This window comes from Streptomyces sp. NBC_01635 (assembly GCF_045209715.1).
GTDB lineage: Bacteria > Actinomycetota > Actinomycetes > Streptomycetales > Streptomycetaceae > Streptomyces > Streptomyces hirsutus.
The window spans coordinates 898,573-922,006 of the sequence record NZ_CP109277.1 but is presented as its reverse complement, the minus strand read 5'-3'; the positions used below and the strand labels follow the sequence as shown (position 1 = coordinate 922,006).

Annotated in this window: 20 protein-coding genes, 2 pseudogenes and 2 riboswitches; of the genes and pseudogenes, 9 read left to right on the top strand and 13 right to left on the bottom strand. The window is 68.6% G+C overall.

Features of this window, described 5'->3' with window-relative positions:
- Positions 1-350 precede the first annotated feature (350 nt).
- The 4 genes from OHB56_RS04550 to OHB56_RS04535 all read right to left on the bottom strand — a co-directional run bounded on the left by OHB56_RS04550 (position 351) and on the right by OHB56_RS04535 (position 4,896).
- Positions 351-2,093, bottom strand: coding sequence for a VanW family protein (locus tag OHB56_RS04550; protein ID WP_406351741.1), 1,743 nt, complete (start codon positions 2,091-2,093; stop codon positions 351-353).
- Between the two features lie 349 nt (positions 2,094-2,442).
- Complete coding sequence (locus tag OHB56_RS04545; protein WP_406351739.1) at positions 2,443-2,712, bottom strand: hypothetical protein; 270 nt, start codon at positions 2,710-2,712, stop codon at positions 2,443-2,445.
- A gap of 116 nt (positions 2,713-2,828) precedes the next feature.
- The gene (locus OHB56_RS04540; protein ID WP_406351737.1) at positions 2,829-3,974 is read right to left on the bottom strand and encodes a hypothetical protein; all 1,146 of its coding nucleotides are present in this window, start codon (positions 3,972-3,974) and stop codon (positions 2,829-2,831) included.
- A gap of 313 nt (positions 3,975-4,287) precedes the next feature.
- Positions 4,288-4,896 carry a YceI family protein gene (locus OHB56_RS04535; protein ID WP_406358924.1) on the bottom strand — a complete coding sequence of 203 codons (609 nt, stop codon included), beginning with the start codon at positions 4,894-4,896 and terminating at the stop codon, positions 4,288-4,290.
- Between the two features lie 163 nt (positions 4,897-5,059).
- Here OHB56_RS04535 and OHB56_RS04530 point away from each other — a divergent pair, with 163 nt between their 5' ends.
- Both OHB56_RS04530 and OHB56_RS04525 read left to right on the top strand, forming a co-directional pair.
- Entirely contained in the window at positions 5,060-5,422 is a 363-nt protein-coding gene (locus OHB56_RS04530) for a hypothetical protein (protein ID WP_406351735.1), read from the top strand.
- Positions 5,423-5,782: 360 nt separating this feature from the next.
- Positions 5,783-6,520 (top strand): hypothetical protein, encoded by a 738-nt coding sequence (locus tag OHB56_RS04525; RefSeq protein ID WP_326756416.1) that lies wholly within the window; start codon positions 5,783-5,785, stop codon positions 6,518-6,520.
- A 39-nt stretch (positions 6,521-6,559) separates the two neighbouring features.
- On the opposite strand, the gene OHB56_RS04520 is transcribed toward OHB56_RS04525, so the two are convergent.
- Entirely contained in the window at positions 6,560-6,937 is a 378-nt protein-coding gene (locus OHB56_RS04520; protein WP_326756417.1) for a transposase, read from the bottom strand.
- 556 nt (positions 6,938-7,493) lie between these two features.
- On the opposite strand from OHB56_RS04520, the gene OHB56_RS04515 reads away from it, so the two are divergent.
- Both OHB56_RS04515 and OHB56_RS04510 read left to right on the top strand, forming a co-directional pair.
- Positions 7,494-8,746, top strand: a protein-coding gene (locus tag OHB56_RS04515; RefSeq protein ID WP_326755182.1) for an IS3 family transposase whose coding sequence is annotated in 2 segments (ribosomal slippage) — positions 7,494-7,776 and positions 7,776-8,746 — 1,254 coding nt in all. Because the reading frame shifts where the segments join, the coding sequence is not laid out codon by codon here.
- 701 nt (positions 8,747-9,447) lie between these two features.
- Positions 9,448-10,512, top strand: a complete 1,065-nt coding sequence (locus OHB56_RS04510) for a type III polyketide synthase (RefSeq protein ID WP_326756418.1) — start codon at positions 9,448-9,450, stop codon at positions 10,510-10,512.
- 125 nt (positions 10,513-10,637) lie between these two features.
- Here the strand turns inward: OHB56_RS04510 and OHB56_RS04505 are convergent, their stop codons facing one another.
- A complete protein-coding gene (locus OHB56_RS04505) occupies positions 10,638-11,843 on the bottom strand; it encodes a cytochrome P450 (RefSeq protein WP_406351732.1) in 1,206 nt (401 codons plus the stop codon).
- A gap of 528 nt (positions 11,844-12,371) precedes the next feature.
- On the opposite strand from OHB56_RS04505, the pseudogene OHB56_RS04500 reads away from it, so the two are divergent.
- Positions 12,372-12,536: pseudogene (locus tag OHB56_RS04500) on the top strand (pirin family protein); the annotation flags it as partial.
- Positions 12,537-12,620: 84 nt separating this feature from the next.
- Here the strand turns inward: OHB56_RS04500 and OHB56_RS04495 are convergent.
- The 4 genes and pseudogenes from OHB56_RS04495 to OHB56_RS04480 form a co-directional block, all read right to left on the bottom strand.
- Positions 12,621-13,334, bottom strand: a pseudogene (locus OHB56_RS04495) (ABC transporter ATP-binding protein); the annotation flags it as partial.
- Positions 13,335-13,402: 68 nt separating this feature from the next.
- The gene (locus tag OHB56_RS04490; protein WP_406351730.1) at positions 13,403-14,518 is read right to left on the bottom strand and encodes a FecCD family ABC transporter permease; all 1,116 of its coding nucleotides are present in this window, start codon (positions 14,516-14,518) and stop codon (positions 13,403-13,405) included.
- Entirely contained in the window at positions 14,515-15,570 is a 1,056-nt protein-coding gene (locus OHB56_RS04485; protein WP_326756421.1) for an ABC transporter substrate-binding protein, read from the bottom strand. Before OHB56_RS04485 ends, OHB56_RS04490 begins: the two co-directional genes overlap by 4 nt.
- A gap of 62 nt (positions 15,571-15,632) precedes the next feature.
- A riboswitch (cobalamin riboswitch) is annotated at positions 15,633-15,758 on the bottom strand.
- 91 nt (positions 15,759-15,849) lie between these two features.
- The gene (locus OHB56_RS04480; protein ID WP_406351728.1) at positions 15,850-16,131 is read right to left on the bottom strand and encodes a hypothetical protein; all 282 of its coding nucleotides are present in this window, start codon (positions 16,129-16,131) and stop codon (positions 15,850-15,852) included.
- A gap of 91 nt (positions 16,132-16,222) precedes the next feature.
- On the opposite strand from OHB56_RS04480, the gene OHB56_RS04475 reads away from it, so the two are divergent.
- From OHB56_RS04475 to OHB56_RS04460, 4 genes are all read left to right on the top strand, one after another.
- Entirely contained in the window at positions 16,223-17,206 is a 984-nt protein-coding gene (locus tag OHB56_RS04475; RefSeq protein WP_406351726.1) for a ferric reductase-like transmembrane domain-containing protein, read from the top strand.
- Between the two features lie 26 nt (positions 17,207-17,232).
- Positions 17,233-17,419, top strand: a riboswitch (cobalamin riboswitch).
- Positions 17,420-18,353: 934 nt separating this feature from the next.
- A complete protein-coding gene (locus OHB56_RS04470; RefSeq protein WP_406351724.1) occupies positions 18,354-19,100 on the top strand; it encodes a DUF1775 domain-containing protein in 747 nt (248 codons plus the stop codon).
- Between the two features lie 539 nt (positions 19,101-19,639).
- The gene (locus OHB56_RS04465; protein WP_326756423.1) at positions 19,640-19,909 is read left to right on the top strand and encodes a WhiB family transcriptional regulator; all 270 of its coding nucleotides are present in this window, start codon (positions 19,640-19,642) and stop codon (positions 19,907-19,909) included.
- A 465-nt stretch (positions 19,910-20,374) separates the two neighbouring features.
- On the top strand, positions 20,375-21,334 hold the full coding sequence (locus OHB56_RS04460) for a DUF5996 family protein (protein ID WP_406358922.1): 960 nt from the start codon (positions 20,375-20,377) through the stop codon (positions 21,332-21,334).
- Positions 21,335-21,514: 180 nt separating this feature from the next.
- Here OHB56_RS04460 and OHB56_RS04455 read toward each other — a convergent pair whose 3' ends face one another.
- The 3 genes from OHB56_RS04455 to OHB56_RS04445 form a co-directional block, all read right to left on the bottom strand.
- Positions 21,515-21,760, bottom strand: a complete 246-nt coding sequence (locus tag OHB56_RS04455) for a hypothetical protein (RefSeq protein ID WP_406351722.1) — start codon at positions 21,758-21,760, stop codon at positions 21,515-21,517.
- A 287-nt stretch (positions 21,761-22,047) separates the two neighbouring features.
- Complete coding sequence (locus OHB56_RS04450) at positions 22,048-22,740, bottom strand: DUF305 domain-containing protein (RefSeq protein ID WP_406351720.1); 693 nt, start codon at positions 22,738-22,740, stop codon at positions 22,048-22,050.
- Positions 22,737-23,393: a DUF3105 domain-containing protein gene (locus OHB56_RS04445; RefSeq protein ID WP_406351718.1), complete on the bottom strand. Its 657-nt coding sequence runs from the start codon at positions 23,391-23,393 to the stop codon at positions 22,737-22,739. Before OHB56_RS04445 ends, OHB56_RS04450 begins: the two co-directional genes overlap by 4 nt.
- Positions 23,394-23,434 lie beyond the last annotated feature (41 nt).

The following is a 23,434-nucleotide window of genomic DNA, read 5'->3' as shown; positions in this document are numbered from 1 at the left end:
GAACCCGGCCGATGGTGCACCGACATGTCTGGGGAGAACCCGGCCTCCGAGGACGCCGTGCCGGGCGTCGAGGCATTCGCCGTACCCTCCGCGGTTCGCCACCACAGGGCGAGGGCGGCGACGACCAGGAGCACGACGCCCCCGGCGACCAGGGCAGGCGTACGGCCGAGCTGTTGCCCGCGGCTTCGTGGGCTTCCATGGACCGACTGGGACGAGCGCGGCGATCCGGCGATGCGACCGCGGGTGCACCTGCCACGGCATGTCGTGACCATGCCGCTGTTCGACATCGTCTGCCGTGACACTTCGTATCCTTTGCGGCTTGTCTCTGTCGCTCTGACGGGGTCGCGTCCTCAGGGCTGACGCTTGCTCGGTGTCTTTTCGCAGGTGATCTCGTCACGCGGGGTGTAGTGCGTGCGGAACGGCTCCCGCTTCACTTCCCGGCCGCCGTCGCGGAAGACCCGTTCCACGGTGACGTCGAAGCCCTCGAGCGGGGTCTGCGGCACGCACTTCTCAGCGGTGCTCGCCTTCTTGGCCGGCTGCTGCACGTTGGTGCGCGGCCCCTTGACCGACGTGACCTCGTCGTACTTCTTCGTGCCGAGGAAGGTGATGGTCACCGAGGTGTCGGTGGACTCGGCCTGGATGTAGAGGGCCTTGCCGGAGTCGTTGGTGAACCTCAGGTCCAGGCTGCCCCAGGCGACCGTCGCCTCGCGGCCCTCCGGGTAGCGCTCGATGTAGAAGGAGTGGGCGCCGTACTCGACGGGCTTGACCCCGGCGAAGAACATCGCGTTGAAGACCGTGGTGGCCACGGCGGAGACACCGCCGCCGGGCGCCTTGAGGTACTGGTCGTCGAAGATCATGATGCCGTCGACGAAGCCGTTGGCCCGGGTGCGCTCGCCGACGGTCCGGTTGAAGCTCCAGGTCTCGTTCGGCATGACGACGGAGCCGTTGATGAGTTCCACGGCCCGGCCGATGTTCGTCGTGCGGTAGGCGGCCGGTTCGAAGTCGACGGTGAAGGAGGACATCTTCTCGGTCAGCCCCAGGCGTGCCGCGCTCTCGCGGGTGACCTCCGGCTGGATCTGCCGCGTGTCCACCTCGCCGGTGCGGGCGGTGCCCGACTTGGTGAGCAGGGGCAGGACGGCCTTGCCCAGGGCCTTGTCGGTGACCTTCACGCCGGGCCTGGCGTCGGCGGCCACCACGACCCTGTCGCCCTCGAGCCCCAGCCGGGCGTTCCGGGGCGTAGTGGGAAGGCCGTTCAGGACGCCTGCCACCGCGGGCGCGGCGCGCAGGCCCTTGCTGTCGAGTTTCGCCGTGAGTCTGCCGGTGTCGTCCGGCCGCATGGCCAGGTACTCGCCCAGCACGGCCGGGGTGATCGTGAGCCGCTCGCCGCCCGCGGTGAGCGTGACCGGTGCCGACATCGCCGGCTGCGCGAACTCGCGCACCGCCCGCCGTACCTCTTCCGCCGTGACCTTCGACCCGGTCTCGCGTGCGGGCAGCACCGTGACCGAGTCCACCGTGCCATGCAGGAAGGGAGTGCGCAGAGCGCCGATCGCGGCGTCCACGTCCATCGCGTACCCGGTGCGCGGGGCGATCTGCTCGACCCGGCCGCCGGCGAAGGAGACGGCGCCGTCGCGGACCTTCTGGTCGAGTGTCTTCGCCAGCTTCCCGAGGGCGGCACGGGCCTTGTCCTCATCGACCCGCGCGACCGGGTCTATCTCACCGCCCGAACGGAACAGCCCGCCGATCACGCTGACCGGATCGGTGCCGGTGGACGCCGCCCGGTCAAGGGTTTCCCGGACGTCGAAGGTGAGCCCCGCCTGCCGCGTATCAACCGCGCCCTCGCGGTCGCCGACCTTCACGGCCAGCTTCCGCGGGCCGGCCGCCGTCAGGTGCCGCTCCAGTTTCCGGGTGGCTTCCTCATGGGTCAGGCCCCCGATGTCCACGCCGCGCACCGTTGTACCCGCCTCGATCTCACCGCCGGTGAGCAGCAGCCCGGCGAGATACAGACCGCCGATGCCGACGGTCAGCGCACCGCCCGCCAGGGCGGCGGGCGGGAGAGAGGCCAACCGGGAGGTGGAGGTTATCCGGGGGCGCATGGGTCTCCTGAACGATCGATGTGACGTGCCCCCGATGTCACGGCACTGTGTGCGGGAACAGTCGGCCAGGTTACGCACAACCGGGCATCAAAGGGTATGTCCCAGGTCGCGTCGGGCGTTGTGGATCAGCGGCCTGATCGACGAGCGGAACGGCCCCCGGAATGCTCAGCCGCCCGGCCCTCCGCCCGCGGACGGGCGGTCATTCCGGGCCGGCTCCGCCCTGCCCCGGCCCACCGATTCCGGCCAGGGGCGGCGGGGTGGCGCTTACCGTGCCGCGCGGGTGGGCGCCTCACGCACGCGGGGCGTCCCCGCTGGGAGCGGTGCCAGGGGAAGCGGTGCCAGGGGAGTGTCAGGAAGCGTGCTTGACGAGCAGAGGCAGGTCGTGGGCGAAGTCGTCGGTGGCGGTGCCGCCGGTGTGGACGACGTGGGTCTTGTCCTCACCGGCAGTCCGGCGGACGCGGTGTCTTCGGGGGCGTTCTGCGCCACCGGAGGGGAGGGTCTTTCGCGAGGGGCGCCGCCCGCCGCGGCGGGCGGAACGGGCGACCCGGGATATTTGTTCAATATTCAACATGCTCGGCTGGTGGAGGTGGCGGCACTCGTGGGATGTGGTCTGCCCCACGTGGCGTGTGCTCGAGAAGGCGCTTGACGGGTCGGGTCGACGGCGGGCCGGTCGGTGTCCGGCCCGCCGCCGCACCGAACCGGTCCACCGGCCGGCCGGCAGGGCGGGCGGGCCGGTCAGAAGCGGGGGAACCGGGTGGTGAGCGCGCTCTTCGGCATCGGCGTCACCGATGTCATCGGTTCTGATGTCCCGGCGCGGTCCAGGTCGGACAGGAGCCGTTTCGCGTCGGTGACCAGCGATCCGTAGATGTGCCAGGCTCCGGGTTCGGTCAGGGCGCCATGTGCCACGAGTTCGGTCATGCTGTCATGCCAGCTCTGGGCCTGGTCGAGCGCGGTGCGCAGCCGTTTGTCGGCCTCGGTGTGCTCCGGATCGGCTGTCCGGTTCACTTCGGCGAAGTCCTCCACGGCCTGTCCGGCCAGCTCGAGCGTCCGGGCGTACTGGTCGGTGAACAGCTGCCCCAGGCGAAAGTCGTCCTGGGACGCGTCCACGGTATCGGCCAGGGTCCGGGCGATGCCTCGCACCTGCAGTGATATCCCGTGCAGGACGAGGAGCGCATGGCCGCCGGTTCCGGGCCGCCGGGGCCCGTGTACGGAGCAGCGGATGTTCCAGCGCAGGCTGTCCTCGGCCAGCCGCACTTGGTCCTGCGCTTCGGCGATCTCCTCCTCGAGTTGACGCGCTCTCGACAGCCAGACCCGTGCGTGGCTGGTCCGCTGCTGCTTGCGCAGGCCTCGGCCCATGTCGCACAGCAGCGTGCCGGTGGCCCGGGCCAGCCGGCGCACCGCGGTCCGGGAGTCGGATACATGCACGGGGGGCAGGATCAGGGCGTGGACGGCCGTGCCCACGATGGCACCGGTCACGGTGGCCAGCGCCAGGAGGGCGAGGTCGCGCACCGGCACCGCCGCTGCGGCCGTCAGCGTGAGCAGCGCGGTCGAGGCGACCTGGAGACGGTCGTCGAAGGCACGGCGTCCGCGGGCCGCCAGGATGATGGCCAGGACCGCCATGATGCTCCCGGCGGTGGGGCCCAGCCACCAGGCGGTGGCGACGGCCAGAGTCACCCCGGCCACCTGGATCGCCACCCGGCGCGCGGCTTCGATCATCGAGTGGTGCACCGTCGAGGTGTTGACCACGAGCAAGGCCGTGGCGACGGCCAGGAACTGGGGCCGTCCCTGCCCCCAGGGGGCGGTCGTCTGCCAGGCGAGCAGCGCGGCGGTCAGATTCTTGCCGCCGTGGGACAGGATGTACCCGCCCTGGCGGGCGGCCACGGATCTGACCAGGCGTGCCAGCGCCGGCCATCCGGGAGGCGGGGCGGGCGGCCTCCCCTCCGAACTAGTTGAATGTTGCACAAAATGAAGAATGCCATTTTCTGCCGGGTTTGACCAGTAGTGCCCCCGCAGTCCGGCGGGGGTGGTTCGCGTCGGTCGCGGCCTGCCGGCCGGGCGCGGTGACCCGAGGGGCGGAGGGGCGGGCGTGGCCGAGGGGCGATTCCACCGTGAGCGGAGTGGCTCGTGCTCGTGTCGCCTGTCCGCGGGCTTCCAGGCGGCCGGGTCGACTGCCTCCCGCATGCGAGGGTGGTGGTCAGGCGGCGCGGATCGCGGAGACATCGAACTCCAGCTTCACCTTCTCGCCGACCAGTACGCCGCCGGTCTCCAGCACTCGGTTCCAGGTCAGGCCCCATTCGGTGCGGTCGACTGTGGTGGAGCCCTCGAAACCGGCGCGCTCGTTGCCGAAGGGGTCGGTCGCCGTGCCGGTGTGGGTCAGGTCCAGGACGACCGGGCGGGTGACGCCCTTGATGCTCAGGTCGCCGCTCAGGTGGTAGGTGCCCGCGGAGAGCTGCTGCACCGAGGTGCTGCGAAAGGACAGTACGGGGTGGGCCTCGACGTGGAAGAAGTCGGCACTGCGCAGGTGCCGGTCGCGCTGCTCCTGGCGGGTGTCGAGGCTGGCGACCTCGACGGTCACGTCGGCGGTGGAGCGCCCGGGGCGCTCGCCGTCCAGGTACAGGCGGCCGTCGAAGGCTTCGAAGGTGCCCCGAACCTTGGTGATCATGGCGTGCCGGGCGACGAAGGCGATGCTGCTGTGCGCGGGGTCAATGGTCCAGACGCCGGTCAACCGGGCGGTGGCCGGCGCGGAGGTCGTGTCGGTGGCCGGGGCGGGAGCGGTGGCGCGGTGGCGGTTGAGCAGGCCCATGGGGTCGTCCTTCAGGGAGGGGGTGTCTTCCACTCTCCTCCAGCATGTTGAGGTTTGAATCAATTCCGGAGTGATTCCTGGATTCTCGACGGTCCGGCAGTCTGAGCGCAGCAGCCATGAGAATCCGCCGACCGGCCGGGAGGGCACACCGCCACTTGCGTTCGTGCCCGCCGACACCGCGGCCGCGAAGGCCGCCGACACGGTTGCCGTACTGGAGGAAGCGGGTCGCCGCCACCGGGCGCACCGCCGGTACGGCACCCATCACCAGGGAGTTACGACCTGGGGCTGCGGCCAGGCCGTGTCCGTCGTCGTCACCGCCCTGGAGCAGCCGCGCGAGCGGGGCGCGGACACGGCGGTGCGGCGGCGCCTGGGGTGCGACGGTACGCAGACGCCGACCACCGCGCGGGACGCCTGGAAGGCCGGAACGCCGCCGCCGGTTCCCGACCTGGGCGGGGTCCGGCGCCGGAGCCCGTATGCGCTTCGCTTTCGCCTGCCGGTCCTCGGTCCTGGGGCTCGGCTCCGCTGAACCGGCTGCATGAAGGAACTTTCGTCAGGTCGTACCTCACAGGCCGACTGCACGGATCGGTGCATGTGCCACGCCCCCTCGTCACTGAATCGGACCATGCGGCGGACGCCCTGGGATGAGGCAGGTGCAAGGGGTGTTCCGCCTCTCCGGTCACCCCGCACGACCCCTCCCCTGCATCTGACTCGGCAGCCCCATCAAGATGACACCCACGCATCTAGGGATACGGGTGAATGTTCACTTCAAGGGAGAAAACGACCTCTTGGTAGGTGGTTTTGAAGCCCGGAGGCGGTTGGAGTAGGCAGGCGGCGACCGGGTCGCGGCATTGCTGGTCGTGCTTGGCCTGCGTGCTATGAACAGACAATGGCATTGAAGATCGAGCGAACTGACGCAAGAACGTGGTCGGCTGAACATCTGAAGGAGCTCTTCAGCGAGGGCTTTCCAGAGTTCATCACGGCTGACCGGCTGGTGAAGGAGTACATAGGCAGGGTCGGCGAGTGGTTCGCCGATCTGAACCTCATGCTGATCAATGAGCACGACGTGCCCGTCGCATCAGGCTGGGGTGTGCCGATCCACTGGGACGGTCTGCCCGAGACACTCCCCACCGGGTATACACAAGCCCTTGTTCGTGCCGTCGAGGGCCGCGAACAGGGCATAGAGCCCGATACCTTGGTGATCTGCGGAGCGATTGTCACCCCGAGGCTCAAGGGGCACGGGCTTGCGGGCGAAACCCTCAAGGCCCTACGTCAGACCGCGAAGGACCTCGGCTGGTCGCAGGTCATCGCGCCGGTCCGCCCGACGACGAAGGCTCAGTACCCGTTGACGCCAATCGAGAACTTCATGGGGTGGCGCCGGCTGGACGGGATGGCGTTTGACCCTTGGGTCCGGACCCATCAGCGCCTTGGCGCCGAGATTCTGTCAGCGGCCCCCGCTTCGCAGACGATGACCGGCACGGTTGCCGAGTGGGAGCGCTGGACCGGCATGGCCTTCCCCGAGTCGGGTGACTATGTGATTCCGGGGGGACTGAGTCTGCTGGGGATCGACCGATCTGCCGATGAGGGCGTGTATCGGGAGCCCAACATTTGGATGCAGCACAGTTGACCGGAGCACCGGGCTTGCCCGGCCGAGTTACTGTTCACGTCAGCGCTTGTCGTGTGACCTCGTCTTCTTCGTCCGCCGGCTGGTGCGGGGGCTTTTGCGGGTCGGGCGCCGGGTCGTCGTGGTGATGGGTGCCCAGTTCAGGTGGGCTTCGGAGTGCTGGGGCAGTCGTTCGTGGTCGCGTGCGTTGCGGCGGGCGTTCATGCACCAGCCGATCGTGGACTCGACTTTCCAGCGGCGGGGCAGCACGACGAAGCCCTCGGTGCCCTTGGATCGGGAGACGATGCGCGGGGTGAGCCAGAGGCGTTCGCGGGCCCGGTCCACGGGGTCGCCGGCGTAGCCGCGGTCGGCCCGGACCTGGGTGATCTGCGGCTGGGTGACACGACAAGCGCTGACGTGAGGGGGCAGGCGCCGGACCACGTTACGTGGGCCAGCGTCAGCAAAGCTTGGCGCTCAGCCGTCGGGCGCCTCCAACGCTTCCTGATCTCCCTTCTTCGGACGGTGAGTTGCCCGGTCAGACAGTGCAAGGTGCGGCCGGACGGATCGATTGATCGGGGTCTCCCCTGCTCGAACGGAGTTGAGAGCTTGGGGAAGGGTGGACAAGCACGCGAAGCTCCTCACGGACACGGTGATCTTGGTCGAGAACCCGTTTACCAGGAACTTCGTCGTTCCGTGAACTCCAAGGACAGCAACGACCCGCCATCGCCGTCAGCTTGGAGAACGCTCAGTGCCGGGCCCACCCTTGCAGGCGGCAGCAACGGATCCGCCAAGGCCCACTGGGAATCCGTCACATCCGGCGGATGCCCACCCCCCATAGCACTCACGTGAGATTCAACGTTCACCCAAGCCACAGGGTGCGGCAGATCTCAAACGCGGCCTCAGGAACATCCGTACTCTACGGCCAACGGGTCGGAGGGACCGATGAGTGAACCGTTCCGGGTTCGATAGAGGGTCGATCGTTTGAGAGGATCGATTCATGGCACGTCCTTCCCCGTACCCGCTTGAGCTGCGCCGTCGTGCGGTGCGGATGGTCGCCGAGGTGCGGCCGGAGTACGACACCGAGTGGGCCGCGATGAAAGCGGTCGCCCAGAAGCTGGGCATCGGCACGACCGAGACGCTGCGGACGTGGGTGCGGCGGGACCAGATCGATGCCGGGACCCGGCCAGGCACGACGAGTGAGGAGTCGGCCGAGCTGAAGCGGCTGAAGAAGGAAAATGCCGAGCTGAAGCGGGCCAACGACATCCTCAAGGCCGCAGCGAGTTTCTTCGCGGCCGAGCTCGACCGGCCACACACACGCTCGTAGCCTTCATCGACGAGCACCGGGACCGCTTCGGCGGCGTCGAGCCGATCTGCCGGGTCCTCACCGACCACGACTGCAAGATCGCCCCCTCCACGTACTACGCCCACCACAAACGCCAGGCCGTGCCAGCTGCCCGCACCGTCCGCGACCGCGAGCTGAAGACCCTCATCACAGAGGCACACGAGGCCAACTACCGTGTCTACGGCGCCCGGAAAATCTGGCGGCACCTGAACCGCCAGGATGTCGCGGTGGCCCGCTGCACCGTCGAACGCCTCATGCGCGAGCTCGGCATCACCGGCGCGGTCCGCGGCAAAAGGGTCGTCACCACGATTCCCGACGCAAGTGCAGAGCGGGCCCCGGACCTCGTGGACCGCGACTTCGTCGCCGCGGCCCCGAACCGTTGCTGGGTCGCCGACTTCACCCACGTCGCCACGTTCGCCGGCGTCGTCTACGTCGCTTTCGTCGTGGACACCTTCTCCCGCCGCATCGTCGGCTGGTCAGCAGCCACATCGAAGGAAACCCGGCTCGTCCTGGACGCCCTCGAGATGGCACTGTGGCAGCGCGACCGAGATCAGCACCCGCACGAGCAAGGTGAGTTGATACATCACTCGGATGCCGGGTCGCAGTACACATCATTCGCGCTCGCCGAACACCTCGACCGGGCGGGCATCGCCGCATCGATCGGATCAGTCGGCGATGCGTACGACAATGCCCTGATGGAGTCCATGATCGGCCTGTTCAAGACCGAGCTGATCAAGCCCCGCCGCCCCTGGAAGACACTCTCCGAGGTCGAGCTGGCCACCGCCGAGTGGGTTGACTGGTACTGCCACCGCCGACTCCACGGTGAGATCGGGCACATCCCACCCGTCGAATACGAGACCAGCTACTACAACAAGACCGCAAAACACCAGGTCACAGTCAAGATCTAGAGTCTCGATCGAACCCGGAACGGTTCAGAGTCATTGATCGGCAGCTCCACTGGCGCAGGGAAAGCCCGGTGATTGCTGGAGGGGCTTCGGATCGGCTCACAGCCGGTTCAGGGAATCACGCTCGGCTTACCGGGCCGGCATGTGCTCGGGTCCGAGCAAGCCGTTGAAGACGCCCGGCGTCCCGTAGCTGAATAGCTGGCGTAGAGAAACATATGGTGACCCGTTGGGGTGGTTCGACTGGGCTCGTTTCGTCGTCCGCACGGCTGATCGTCCGACGGGATGACGAATCCGTTGTCCGGAGAGCTCTGGCGTCCGGGTGCTCGGCAGGCGGCGGTATCGGTGCCGAAGTTGCGGGAGCCGACGGGTTGTGGCAGGAAAAACAGGCGATTATGTGTGCGATCCGTGGTGTGCTTTCACGGCGTTCCGTTCGGCATGCGACTCACTCGCGACCGCCGTAATGTGAATCCGGTGACCAAACGCGCTGTGGAGGAAAGTTCTGCCTGAGTGACGAAAATGAAGTGGATGACAGGTCTACTCGCGCCCGTTCCCAGGACATTGACGTCGAATCAATGGATTCCGCTTGTGGTCGTTACGCACGGAATGACGTGTGGTGATGGTGCGGCGGTTGCCATGCGGCAGGTCTGTCTCTCGGCTCTGGCCAGGTCCGCATGGTGTGGCCATTCTCCGCTAGGAGGAAGTCTATGGCGGTTTTGTGTAAACCAGCGATCGCGGTCCCCGAGTACGTCATCACCAATGAGGAAACCCTCGAGTTGGCCCGGAGGTTGCACGGCGACCATCCGCAGATCAACCTGGCCCTCCGCCTGATCGAGAACACGGGGGTGAAGAAACGACATCTGATACAGCCGATCGACAAGGTCCTGCGACATCCTGGGTTCGATGCCCGCAGCGCCGTCTACGAGGCGCAGTCCAAGGAGCGCGTACCCGCGGTGGTACGCCAGGCGCTCGATCAGGCCGAACTGGAGCCTCAGCAGATCGACTTGATCGTCTATGTCTCCTGCACCGGCTTCATGATGCCGCCGATGACGTCGTGGCTCATCAACAAGATGGGTTTCCGTCAGGAGACGAGGCAGTTGCCGATCGCCCAGCTCGGGTGTGCTGCGGGAGGCGCCGCGGTCAACCGGGCCCACGACTTCTGCCAGGCCTACCCCGACGCCAACGCGCTCATCATCGCCTGCGAGTTCTGCTCGCTGTGCTACCAACCCACCGACCTGAACGTGGGATCGCTGCTGTCCAACGGCCTCTTCGGTGACGGCATTGCCGCCGCAGTGGTTCGGGGGAGCGGCGGCACGGGGGTGCAGCTGGAACGCAACGGCTCGTATCTCATCCCGGACACGGAGGACTGGATCTCCTATGCGGTTCGTTCCACGGGCTTCCACTTCCAGCTCGACAAGCGTGTGCCCGGGACCATGGAGCCACTCGCTCCGGTGCTGTGCGCCCTCGCGGACGAGCACCAGTGGAACGCGAGCAAGATGGACTTCTACGTCATCCACGCCGGCGGTCCGCGCATCCTGGACGACCTGAGCTACTTCCTCGACGTGCCGTCCGAGGCCTTTCGCTTCAGCCGTGCCACGCTCACGGAGTACGGCAACATCGCGAGCGCGGTGGTTCTCGACGCCTTGTCGCGCATGTTCGACGAGGCGTCGGCTCTCCACGGACACCGAGGTCTGATGGCCGGCTTCGGTCCGGGCATCACCGCCGAGATGTCGCTGGGAACCTGGGTTTCGGGTTCCGAAGCCGAGATCTGAAGCCGGTCCCTCCGCTCCCGGCCCGAACGGCCGCCCCGCGCCGACCTGCGTCCGGGGAAGGCGACCACGACGGCTCCTGCCAGGCACCGACTGGCAGGAGCCGTCGGCCCCGGCGCGAGCCGCCATCACCAGGCGACTGGCAGGGCGAGCGGAAACCGCCAGATCGACGTGGTGTTCCAGCGCACCTCGTCGGCGGGCTTGGCCAGCTTCAGGCCGGGGAAGCGCTCCAGAAGCGACCCGACGGCCATCCGGATCTCGGCGGAGGCGAGGGGAGCACCGAGACAGTGGTGCCCACCCCAGCCGAACGTCATGTGCGGGGGGGCGGTGCGTTCCAGATCCAGCTCGTCAGGCCGGTCGAATTTCCGGTCGTCCCGGTTGGCCGTCAGGTAGGAGACGTGCACGATGTCTCCTTGCCTGATGGTCACGCCGCCCAGTTCCACGTCTTCGAGGGCCACCCGGGGAATGCCCACGCCTTTCCTGAAGGGGATGAACCGCAGCAGTTCCTCGATGGCCTGTGGAAACAGTTCAGGGCGGGAGCGCAGCCTGGCAATTTCTTCTGGCCGGGAGAGCAGCGTGTAGACGATGTTCCCGATTTCGTAGGTGGTGGTGTCCTGCCCGGTGATGAGCAGAACCATGGCCATGACGGTTAGTTCCTGGTCGTTGAGGATCTCGTCACCGTCACGGGCGGTGGCCAGCGTGCTGATCAGGTCCTCGCCGGGGTCCTTGCGCCGCTGGGCCGTCAGCGTGGCGAAGTAGGAGCGGAGCTCCGCCTTGGCCTTCACCGCGTTGTCCCGGTTGTCGAGGCCGGTGTCCATCATGGTCCGCGCATGAGCGCGCAGTTGCGAGCGATCGGCTTCGGGGATGTCGAGGACCTCGCAGATGGTGGTCAGCGGCAGGGGGCCCGCCAGATGCTCCATCAGGTCGGCGGGTGAACCGTGTTCCGTCATCCGGTCCAGCAAATCGTCCACGACATGCTGGACCCGCCTCTCCATGTGCTCCATGTGACGGGGAGCGAAGCCCTTGGAGACCAGACTGCGCAGCCGGTTGCTGCCCGGTGGATCCATGACATTGATCGCCTCGTCCTGGACGATCGGCTCAGGAGTCATGCGCGGGAAGTTCCGGCCGATGACGGCCTTGCGGCTGAAACGACGGTCCGTCGTCACCATGCGCACGTCCTCGTAGCGGGTGACGAGCCAGGCTTCCCCCTCTCCGTAGGGCAGCCGGATACGGCTGATGGTTTCTCCGTCCAGGAGTTGCCTGAGCGTCGGATCGAATTCAAGGGCCTCGGCAAAGTCGAATGCGCAGTCCCGTGCGGTGGATTCTGGTTCCATGCATAACTCCAGGTAGTGGATCCGACCTGTGGATCAGGCACCTATTCGGCTGGACGGGCCATGGGTGCCCCGCCCAGGGGAGTGGTACGCACGAAACGTGAATGATTAGCCCATATGAATTAAAATCGATGCATTTGCCATACTCGGATCGACGCCGACCTGGGCCATGGCGTTGCCGACTCGACTTTCCCCCGTCCGTGGGTGGTCACCCGGATCGTTCGGGTCGATGGGAGAGACGGGATGTGGAGGCTGGGGCTTCGTTGTACGGGAGTCCCGGTTTCACCAGAGCCTGACACGCCCTCACCGCCGCACCTCACCACCCTCCCCGACCGGTAACGAATCCTGTACGCGTGCGGGCATTTCGGCCACCGCGACCGCGGATGCCCGCACCCCTTGAAGGACGACCCCACTCCACGGGCCAACGAACCCGAGGACAAGGCTTGCCGACCCGACGTCCGATGCTGGCAGTTTGCTGACCAGTAGGGGTTGAGAGTGCAGCTGATCTGCGGAAACGCGCGCATTATTCGCTTGTTCCGGAACTGGATCGGCCGGTCTCAGGAGGAGATCGAACGGGCGCGTCGGGACTGGACGGAAGGCACGCGGTTCGGCGAGGTGAAGGGGTGCGACGGTGCTCCGCTGCCTGCTCCCGAGCTACCGCCGGTGCCGCCGAAGCCGCGAGGGAGTCTCCGCTGAACTGCTGAACTGCTGAAATGCCTGAGTCCTGGCGGCTGGCGGCTGGTGAACGAAGGGCTTCCGCAGCGTGCGGGCAGGGGCCCTTCATAGGTGTGACTCTTCGGGAAGGAACGTCACCTGCGGGGCGCCCGTGCGCGGATGGGTGGCGACTTCCGCCGCCACCCCGTACACCTCGGCCAGCAGGCGGGGGGTGAGGATGTCGGCGGGCGGGCCGCAGGCGGTTACTTCGCCGTCGCGCAGGACGTAGAGACGGTCGCAGTAGTAGGCGGCCAGGTTCAGGTCGTGCAGGGCGAGCAGCACGGTGGCGGGCAGGCGGCGCAGGGCGCCGAGCACGTCCAGCTGGTGCCGGATGTCGAGGTGGTTGGTGGGTTCGTCGAGGACGAGCAGGGTGGGTTGCTGAGCGAGGGCGCGGGCGATGAGCACCCGCTGGCGTTCGCCGCCGGAGAGCCGGTCGAACGGGCGGTCGGCCAGGTGGACGGCGTCGACCGCCAGGAGTGCGGAGGCGACGATTTCGGCGTCCTCGGGGGTGTCGCCGGCGAGAAGCCGTTTGTGCGGGGTGCGGCCCATCGCGACGACCTCGCGGACGGCGAGGTCGAAGTCTGCTGCCGATTCCTGCACCACGGCCGCCACGATGCGGGCCAGTTGCCGCACCGGCAGTGACCAGGCGTCGCTTCCGTCGACGCGGACCTGGCCGGTGTCGGGGCGCAGCACGCGGTAGACGGCGCGCAGGAGGCTGGACTTGCCGCTGCCGTTGGGGCCCACGAGCCCGATGGTCTCGCCCGGGCGGGCGGTCAGGGAGACGTCCCGCACCAGATGGCGTGCTCCGGCGGTGAGCGTGACGCCGTCGACGGAGAGTTCGGTGGCGGTCATGCCGTTCCTCGGTCGGTACTTCGGCGGGCGTCCCGGCGCAGCAGCCACAGGAAGAACGGCCCGCCGCACAGGGCCGTGAGGACGCCGACAGGGATCTCCATCGGAGCGGCGATCGTCCGCGCGGCGATGTCGGCCCAGACGAGGAAGACCGCCCCGCCCAGTGCCGCCGTGGGCAGGACCCGGCGGTGGTCGCCGCCGACGAACAGGCGCACGATGTGGGGCATCATCAGGCCGACGAAGCCGATCGGTCCGGTCGCGGCGACGAGTACGCCGGTCACCAGGGAGAGCAGGACGAACAAGCGGGCACGGAACCGGGCCACATCCAGCCCCATCGTGGTGGCCGCCTCCTCGCCGGCCAGGAGCAGGTTCAGGTTGCGTGCCTGCGCCATGAGGACGCCGATGCCGAGCAGCAGGGCCGTGCTCGGCAGCCACAGCGTGCCCCAGTTGACCCCGCCGAGTCCGCCGAGGGTCCAGGCGAGCACCGCACGGGCCTCGTTGCCGCTGTCGGTGGTGAGCAGCAGCAGATCGAGCACCGCGGTGAGCACCGCCGCGATCGCCACGCCGGACAGCACGAGCCGCGCCGAGGTGATGCGTCCGCCGGTGCGGGCGGTGGCGTAGACGAGCAGCAACGCGCCCAGGGCGCCCACGAAGGCGGCCACCGACAGGGACACCGGTCCGAAGAGGGTGACCCCGAAAACGATCACCGAGACCGCACCGAGGGACGCGCCCGAGGAGACGCCCAGCAGGTACGGCTCGGCGAGCGGATTGCGCACCAGGGCCTGCAGGGCGGTGCCCACCACCGCCAGTCCCGCACCGGCCACCGCACCGAGCAGCACGCGCGGCGCCCGCACGTCCACCACGATGGTTTCCCGCGCCCGCGACCAGTCGGGCTCCTGCCAGTCGACGCCCAGCGCGTGCGTCACGATGCCCCACACCTGACCTGGCGGGACCTGAACGGAGCCGATCGCCAGGCCCGCCGTGGCGGACACCACGAGCAGGGCGGTGAGCACGAGCAGTGTGACGGCCAACGTCGTACGGCCCGCCCCCGGCCTGGTGGGCTTCTGCCGTGGCACCGCCCGCTCGGCGGACGTGCCGGCGGCGGTGTGGGTCACTGGAAGTTCTCGGGGTGCAGTCCGCGGGCCAGGTCGTCGACCGCGTACGCCGACCGGATGCCGACCAGGGTGGCGGTCAGCGGCAGGACGACGAACCGCTCGTTCTTCACGGCGGGTACGTCGGCGAGGGCGGGCTGGGAGAGCAGGAACTTCTTCTTCTGCTCGACGCTTCCGGCGCCGGCGTAGTCGTAGATGGCGATGACCTCGGGCTTGCGTGCGACGACCTGCTCCCAGGAGACGTCGCCGAAGACGTCGTCGAGGTCGGCGAAGACGTTCTCGCCGCCGGCCAGTCGGATCAGTTCGGTGCCCAGGCTCTTGCCGCCCGCGGTGAAGGCGGTCTTGTCGCCGCTGTCGTACACGAAGACGGGCGCTTCTGGCTCGCCCTCGACGGTGGTGGCGGCCTTCTCGACGCGGTCCTCGAGGTCGGTGACCAGCCTGTCGGCCCGGTCGGGGACGCCGAAGAGCCGGCCGATGGTACGGATCTCGTCGTAGGTGTCCCGCATCGTCACCCGTTTCTTGCCGCAGTACTCGCGGTTGAGATGGGTGTCGATGCCGACGTCGGCGAACGCCTTGCGGGAACGGCCCTCGTTCTCGGCGAACGCGCTGCCGTAGCCGCCGTAGACGAGGTCGGGTTCGGCGTCCAGAACGGTCTCGAAGGACGGTTCCTTCTTCGCCAGTTCGGGGACGGAGTCGTAGTCCTTCTTCAGTTCCGGCAGGACGGCGGAGTCGGGGAAGGCGGTGCCGACCATGCGGTCCTTCAGCCCGAGGGTGAGCATGAGTTCCGCCGGGTGCTGGTGGATGGTGACCACCCGGGAGGGCGGCTTGTCGTAGGTGGTCCTGACGCCGCAGTTGTCGATGGTGAGGGGGAAGCCCTCGGCCGAGGACGCTGTGGTCTTCGGGTCCTGGACGCCGCCGTCGGACGAACCGCAGCCGGCGGCCAGCAGGGCTGCCGACAGGGCAACGGCCGCGGCGCGCAGAGAGCGGCGCCTGCGGGCAGGGGAGAACAGAGCAGGGCAGAACGAAGCAGGGGAGAACAAAAGGGGACGGGGCATGCCGTCGTACACGTAGAGCCTCCTGGGGAGTCCGCGCTCCTCGGAACGGGCCCGCGACGGACCAGTGTCCTGACTCCCGGATCGACGCTCCCCCTGCCTTCCCGCGCGGCTCGCGCAGTGGCATGTCGAGGGGGTGTACTCCCCGGTCACAGTGGCGGGACCGTGCCGGATTCGCACCGGCTTCCTGTCTCCCGTCGCGGCGATGACCAGGTCATCCTACGTGCCGCCGAGTTGGAGGCGAAAGGGAGTGCGGCCTCGTCCGCACGCCCCTGCATACCGTCAGCTCTCGCGGGCGGCCCGCAGCACGAGCCGTTCGGCGTTCTCGTCGTAGGGGCGGCCGTCGGAGCCGCCGAAGATCTCCACGCGGTCGAACCCCGCTTCCTCGGCCTGTCGGTAGCGTTGTTCGGAGAAGAGGAAGTCGTGGAATTCGGTGGTGCCCGGCGTCGGCGGCGGGCACCAGGTGCGGCCGGTCGGGACGGCGGCGGACCCCGTACGTCGCGGCCGGGTCCCCGGCGCCCGTGGACAGTCCGGCGGTCGTGGCGGCCGCTCTGGCCGGATCACGCCTCGGTACTCGCTCCTCCTTCAACCAGACTTGTTGACTCACGACACATGCGCACCGTCCCTGCGGTGGCCGGTGCCCGGGAGGACCTTGATGGTGTCAGAGGCGAGGCCGGACGAAGGCGGGACAGCAGCGCCGCGACGGCAACGGCCTTCCGCGGACAGGATCGCTTTGCGTGGTGACCTGCGCTCCGCCCTGCCCGACGCGAGTGCGGCGGTGGTGCTGACGGGGGCCGTGTTCGCTTTCCTGTACGTGCGCATGGACTCGGGTGATTCGGCCACTGTCGCGGTCATGCCGTTCATGGACGATCCCGGCACCTACTGGATGTACTTGCTCAGCCAGGCGTTCGGGTGGTCGGGACTGCTGTGGGCCTGGGGCACGGTCATGCTCGGGCTGCTGTTGTCGGGGCCACGACCCGCCCGACTGCCGGTCTCCCGACAGGTGCTGGAGCGCTGGCACCGCACCACGAGCCTGACCACGATGGCGCTGATGTTCGCGCACGCGCTGATGTTCGCGGCGGAACTCGTCCGCTACGAAACGAATCTGGCGTGGGCCGAGCGGCTGTGGGCGGGCTTCGCGGACACCTTCGTACCCGGCTGGTACGACTCCGGAACCGGTCGGATCGCCATCCCGCTCGGGCAGGGTGCCCTGTACCTGGCGGTTCCCCTGGGACTGCTGTTCTACGTCCGGCACCGCATCGGAGCGAACACCTGGCGACGGCTGCACCGGTTCGTGATCGTCGTCTACGTGCTGAGCGTGTGGCACACGCTGCTGTACGGGACCAACGTCTGGTACGGGGAATGGCCGCGTACCCTCCTGTGGCTGCTGCAGCTACCGGTCGCAGTGTTGCTGTTGCTGCGTCTGCTGTGGCCCGCCCGGCGGGCCGAACGGTTGGACGCGCCAGGAGGACGTGCGGGTGTGGCATGGCCGGTCTGGTCGGCGCGGGCGGCAGGACGGATCGCCGTCGGGGCCGTAGTCGTCGGGCTTGTCGTCGTGGCGGCGTCCGGCCGCGACGGCGGACGGGACCGTCCGGCCGAGCCGCCCGTGACGGTCCCGCACGCCCGTGAGACGGAATGACGGCTTGATCCGGGCAGGCAGGACCACTACTGGAAGGGGATGACGGGCCGTGACAAGGTGACGGCGGAACGAGGAAGTCGGTGTGGTTCCGGTGTGCTTCCGCCACGGTGACCGGCGAGCCGGTCCCGACAGCCACTGCCCGAAGGCGGATGGGAAGGCCGGGACGGGCATCGGCCCGAGAGCCAGGAGGCGACCGCGTGAGCCTCTTTGACGAACCATCGGGACGGATCTCCCCGGTCGGACGGTGCGGTGGGACACGCGTCCGGCGTACTCGAAGCGCGCCGAGGGCGGCAAGCGCCGCACGCGCGCTTCCCGCCCCCTCCCCGGTGGGGGTGCTGCGCGTTCCGTGCTTCTGCTGCCGCATCTGTTGCTTCGGTCGTGCGGGGCGGTCAGGAACCGGACGTTCCCTTCATCCGACGCCTGCTGAGGAGGCGCGCGTGCGTATGCTTCTCCGGAGCGTCGTTGCGCGCATTCGTCGGCCGGCCTGTACCAGCGGATCCGCTGGAGTGACGCAGGTCATATGAGTGGTCGGGAACTCGCGTCCCGACGGCTCCGACTCCTGAACCGGTACGGCTGGACCTGACCTGCGCCGTACGAGGCGATCTGGAGAACCGGTATGGGCGAGTCCCGACAATTCTCCTCCGACGGAGGGGCGCGGTGCCGCGGAAACCGGTGCCGCCGCCCGCGCTGTGCGGCGGGTCGAGAAGAAACCCGCCAAGCCGGACGGGGTCTCCGCGGCCGTCGATCCGGCCACGGGCCGGGCCCGGGCGAGTCACCCGGCGCGCGTGGGGCCCGAGGAGCTCGTGGCCGCGGTGGAGAAGGCCGACTGCTGCTCACTGCCCTGTCGGCGGTGCCGGTACTCGTGCTGTCGATGGTGCCTGCCTGGCGGTTCCGCAACGGGCAGTGGCTGTGCTTCGTGCGTTCTGGCGGCTCGGGTGACCGGACTCGGGGAGCCGCTCGACGACGACGCCGTACGGGCAGCGATCACCGAGGCCGGCCACGAGGTGATCGAAGCCATGCGGGGCGCCGTGACCTGAGCCGGCGCGCGGTCGGCCGATCGCCCTCGGCCGAGTTGCCCCGCCCTGGTCGCAGGGCCTGCCCTGCGCTTGAATGCAGCCCCCACACCAACATGACAAGGGAGTTCTCAGTGCACCGCACGACTTTGGTAGGCAGCCTGCGCCGTTGCGGCACCCTCACAGCGGCCGCGTTCGTGGTGGCCGTCGCCACCGCGGGACCGGCCGCGGCCCACGCGGAGGTCGAAGCGGAGGGCGCCCGAGCCCTTGACCAGAACGTCGCGTTGACCTTCTCCGCCGCCTCGGAGTCGAGCTCCGCCGGCATCACCAAGCTGGAGGTGATCCTGCCCAAGGGCATCGAACCCGGCGACATCACCTACAAGGAAGGCCCGGACGGCTGGAAGCTCGCTCCCACCAGCCGGGGTTACACCGTCTCGGGACCGAAGCTCGCCGTGGGGGAGGACGCCGATCACGTCGTCACCGTCCGCCAGTTGCCCGATGCCGGATCGCTGGTCTTCAAGACCCTGCAGACCTACAGCGACGACCACGTGGACCGCTGGATCGAAGAGGGCGACACCAGCGAGGACGGCCACGGTCACGGACACCCCGCACCCCGCCTGGAACTGAAACCCGCCGCTCCCGGCGCGAAGCCGGTGAGTCCCAGCCCCACGGAGGAGCCCACGACGGCCGTGCCTTCGTCCGACACCGTCTCCGGCGAGCCGACGACCCCCCCGGCTGCGCCGCCGACGCAGCCCACGGTGGACAGCGCGGAAGACGACGACGGCATGCCTGCCGCCGTGCCCCTCGGTATCGGGGCCGCTGTCCTCCTGCTCGGAGGCGGGGCATGGTGGTTCAAGAGCCGTCGTAGTGGCTCTTCCTGAGTCTTTCGCCCAGGACGGAAGCACCCCTGCGCGGCGACCCGTGCGCCGCCGCGCAGGCCGGTCCCGACGTGATTCACCGGCGCCCGCAAGGAGCAGCGCCGCCCGCCGTACCGGGACCAGGACACAAGCGCCACGCATCTCCGGCGCGCCGTAAGCGCTCCGGACGGCCGCTGCTGAAGGACGAGGAGGCGAACGTGCGGCGCCGCATGGTCCGCGTCCGCGTCGAGCGCGGCATCGGCCGGATGGCGAACTGCAAAGATGCGCCGCGGCTGCCGGCGGCGGGGCGACGGCCTCGCTCGCGCCGCCGGGTCGCCGCCCGGGTGGGCCCCCTTGCCCTCGCCGCATGAGCGCACATGCTCACACACCGCTCCGGCCTGCGTGATCGCGGTTCTCTGCACCATGTTTCAGAGGGTGGCGTTTCTCCGGGGGTGAAGGCTGGAGAAGGCCTGCGGCGAGTTGTAGGCTGTTCTGCAACCTCTGCCGGGTCTTTGGTGCCGCAAAGCGCCAAGGTGTCGTTGAACGCTGTGTAGAGGTGTGCCGTGTCTGGCTCGTTCTCTGAAGATCACAAGGCGCCGAACTGGCGCGATCAGGCTTCGTGTGTGGGCGAGGATCCTGAGATCTTCTTCCCTCTGTCCGACTCCGCGTCGCCCGGAGACGAGGCTTTCCTCGCCCGGGCGATATGCCGGCGCTGCTCCGTTCTTCTTGTCTGCCGGTCATGGGCCATTGATCATGGTGAGGACGACGGGATCTGGGGTGCCACCACGGCCGCACAGCGCAGAGCGATTCGTCGAGCGCGGCTCGGGTCGTAGAAGCGGCCCGGCCGGCAAGCCTGCCGGTGGTGGCTCGAGAGCGGGCCGCCGATCGTCATCCGGACGTTCTGTGTCCTTCGTCGGGGCCCGGTGGCGATCGGCGCGGCCTCTCCGCAGGTGCGTCGGCGGCTTCAGGGTTCGGGGATCGTCGACCGGGAGCGCGGCGGCGACGTGGCGCACGGCCGGCCGGGCCTTGCCGACGGGAACCTTGAAGGTGGCGTCGCCCGACGCTTCCGGCGCGGGCGTGCCGTCCGCCGGCAGAGGGGCCGAGCGGCCCGGTGGTCGCTGGTCGGGCTTCAGGACGGTGGTTGTCCGAGCGGTGGTTGTCCGATGCTCATGTGCGCGCAGCGCACGCCGATAGGCCTTCCGGGTTCGACGAGGTGCCGCACCTGTCGGGCGTGGTCATCATGGTCATCGAGCCTCGTCCGGCCATCAGGAGCGTTGGGCGGGAGGGAAGGGATGACCATGGAGCTGTTCCCGCCGATCCCGCTCGCCGAGTGGCGCGACACCAAAGAGACTCTCCATCGCTTCGCGCAGATCGTCGGGAAGATCCGTCTCGCCGCCAGCGCTCAGCGCAATCACTGGTGGAATGTCCCGTTGCACCTCACGGGACGTGGCACCACCACTCGCCCGATGGGCCAGGTCGACGACAATCCGATCTTTACGATGGACTTCGACTTTGTCGCGCATCGGCTGGTTGTTTCGACTCTGGACGGGCGGGAGATCTCCCTCCCGCTCATCGGCCAGTCCGTGGCGTCCTTCTACCACACGGTCATGGGCTCGCTGGCCGCGCTGGGCATCCGGGTGCGGCTCGCCGTACCAAGGCCCTTCGACCTTCCCGACTCCGGCCGACCGTTCGCCGAGGACACCGAGCACGCGATCTACGATCCCGCGCAGGCCAACCGATACTGGCGGGTCCTCAGCCAGGTGGCGTCCGTACTGGAGGAATTCGCCGCAGGGTACTCGGGGAAGGTCAGCCCGGTGCACCACTTCTGGCACACCTTCGACATCGCCCACAGCCGGTTCTCGGGGAGTCACATCGAGCAGCCCCAACAGATCGACCCGGTCACCCGGGAGGCGTACTCCCGGGAAGTGATCAGTTTCGGTTTCTGGTTCGGAGACGACACCTTCCCCGAGCCCGCTTTCTACTCCTACACCGCTCCGGAGCCCGCGCACCTGGCGGAAGAGCCGCTCCGGCCCGCAGCGGCACGCTGGCTTGCCCGCGGCAACAGCCACCTGGCCGTGCTGCGGTACGACGAGGTCCGTACCGAGGCCGACCCGCGCGCTGCCGTACTTGCCTTCTACGAAAGCGCATACCGGGCCGGGGCCAGGCGCGCCGGCTGGGAGATCGAGCGGATGGCATGCCCTGGCGGGGTGACGGACCCGCAACTGCGGGCTTCCGGGCCCGGTACCACGTCCGGCTGAGGCCCGCACGCCGGCGCCGCCCGGCCCGCTGGCGTGGTCACCGCGCCGCCCCGGTCAGGTGCCGGTGCGTGCCAGAACACCCTGGAGCAGTTCCGTCGCCCGGCCCACCTCGAAGCAGTGGCCGCCCCCGGATGTTGCCGCCCGTCATGCGCCGTGCCCTTCTTCGAAGACCGATCGGCGTCACGTTCCCGTGCCGGGTTTTGGCACCGGCTTCCCCGGCGAGGTGAAGGCGGCGAGCACCGTGGCGGTGATGCGGTCGGCGGCACGGTCGGCGGTGAGACGACCGGCACGGTTCTCGTCGGCGGCGCTGTGCATGACCGAGCGCGGGACATCGACCAGCCACGCGATCGGCAGGTCCGTGCGGAAGACCCCCTCGGCGCGGCCGTGGACGATCAGCGTCTCGACTCGCAGGTCATGAGCGACCACCGTGTTCTCGTCGCCGTGCCGGAACCGTTCGGTCGCTCGGCCGCCTCCGTCCGTGACTTCTCACGGAGGGCCCGGCGTTCGCGGGTCAGGCTGCCGCCCTGGGCATACCTCATGTACTCGGGATGCCGCAGGGATCATGGGCCGTCAGCCCCGGGACACCACGCTTTGAGGGGCAGTAGCGGACGTGGATATGGCACAGACGGTGCCCCACACCCATGGATGCTGCCTGCACGGAGCTGTGAAAGCGGTCGGGCGCCGCCGCTGGGCGGCACCCGACCGAAGAGGAATCACTCGCGGGGCGCGGACCCGCGCTCCTTCAGCAGATCGGTCATCAACTCCACCTCCGACTGCTGGCCCTCGACCATGCTCTGCGCCAGCTTCTGCTCGGTGTCCACCGCGCACTGCGAGGCGCAGGCGCTGGCCATGTCGACGCCGCTCAGATGGTGGTCGATCATGAGCTGGAGGTAGAGAATCTCCGCCTGATCGTCCTCGAGCTCGCCGAGACGGCCGAGTTCCGCGGGTGTGGCCATGCCTGGCATCAGGGACCCGTCCTTCGACGAGTGGCCCTCGTGCCCACTCTGCATCCACGCCATGTACCCGTCGGGCGAGATTTTCGGCAGCTCCCACAGATCGAGCCAGCCGAGCAGCATGCCGCGCTGGTTGGCCTGAGTCTGCGCGATGTCGTACGCGAGACGCCGGATGTCCTCGTCAACCGTGCGGTCCCGGACGATGTACGACATCTCCACCGCCTGCTGGTGGTGGACGGCCATGTCGCGAGCGAACCCCGCGTCGGCGGAGTCCGCAGCCGGAACACCGGCCGCCTGATCCTTCTCCTTGCTCACCATGACCAAGGCCGACAGGGTCACGACGACGGCGACGAGGGCCGTCGCGCCGACGGTCAGCCAACGGGTGAGGCCGGACCGTCGGCCGTGCGCCTCTCCCGAATCGGTGGCTCGTTCCGCCATGATCGTGCCGGTCATGACGCCGTCAGGCCGCCCGAGCAGGCGGCACCCGGCTCAGGGGTCTGGGGCCCCTGGACGTACTTGGTGAAGAACTGGTCGATCCGCGGATCCGATGCCTTGTCCACGGTGAGCTGGCGCCCCCAGGCCGACAGCATGATCGTCCCGGACTGGTCCTCGGCCGGGCTCATCAGGCTGTACGGGGTCTTGGAAACCTTGTCCCCGAGAGTCTTGACGTCGGCGTCGGCGGCCTTGTCGTTGTAGGTGACCCAGACTGCGCCGTGCTCGAGCGAGTGGACGGCGTTCTCGTTCGGTATCGCCTCGGTGTAGACGCTGCCGTCGCAGGTCATCCACGCCTGGCTGTGGTCACCGCCGACCGGCGGGCTCATCGCGTACTTCACGGTGCCCTGGACGTGGTTCCGGGTGAGCTTCTTCGCCTCCCAGGTCTTCTCACCCTGGACGGGCTTCTTCGCCTCGGCCGCCTGCTGCTCGCTCTTCTCGTTGGAGCTGTTGAGGGCGTACCCGCCCCATCCGACCAGCCCCGCGACGATGACCGTGCTGAGCGTGATGGTGATGATGCGGCTACGACGCTCCCGAGCCTTCTCGGCACGACGCATCTCTTCGACACGGGCCTTGCGTGCGGCCGAGGCTTCCTTCTTGCTGGTCTTGCTCATGACTGAATGTGTCCTTCCCCGCCGTTCGGCGGTGGGTACAG

Bases quoted from the DNA above. Each gene is read 5' to 3' on its own strand.
- OHB56_RS04550 (WP_406351741.1), bottom strand. From the start codon at position 2,093: ATGCGCCCCCGGATAACCTCCACCTCCCGGTTGGCCTCTCTCCCGCCC.
- OHB56_RS04535 (WP_406358924.1), bottom strand. From the start codon at position 4,896: ATGGGCCTGCTCAACCGCCACCGCGCCACCGCTCCCGCCCCGGCCACC.
- OHB56_RS04525 (WP_326756416.1), top strand. From the start codon at position 5,783: ATGGCATTGAAGATCGAGCGAACTGACGCAAGAACGTGGTCGGCTGAA.
- OHB56_RS04510 (WP_326756418.1), top strand. From the start codon at position 9,448: ATGGCGGTTTTGTGTAAACCAGCGATCGCGGTCCCCGAGTACGTCATC.
- OHB56_RS04505 (WP_406351732.1), bottom strand. From the start codon at position 11,843: ATGGAACCAGAATCCACCGCACGGGACTGCGCATTCGACTTTGCCGAG.
- OHB56_RS04485 (WP_326756421.1), bottom strand. From the start codon at position 15,570: ATGCCCCGTCCCCTTTTGTTCTCCCCTGCTTCGTTCTGCCCTGCTCTG.
- OHB56_RS04475 (WP_406351726.1), top strand. From the start codon at position 16,223: ATGGTGTCAGAGGCGAGGCCGGACGAAGGCGGGACAGCAGCGCCGCGA.
- OHB56_RS04460 (WP_406358922.1), top strand. From the start codon at position 20,375: ATGGAGCTGTTCCCGCCGATCCCGCTCGCCGAGTGGCGCGACACCAAA.
- OHB56_RS04450 (WP_406351720.1), bottom strand. From the start codon at position 22,740: ATGACCGGCACGATCATGGCGGAACGAGCCACCGATTCGGGAGAGGCG.
- OHB56_RS04445 (WP_406351718.1), bottom strand. From the start codon at position 23,393: ATGAGCAAGACCAGCAAGAAGGAAGCCTCGGCCGCACGCAAGGCCCGT.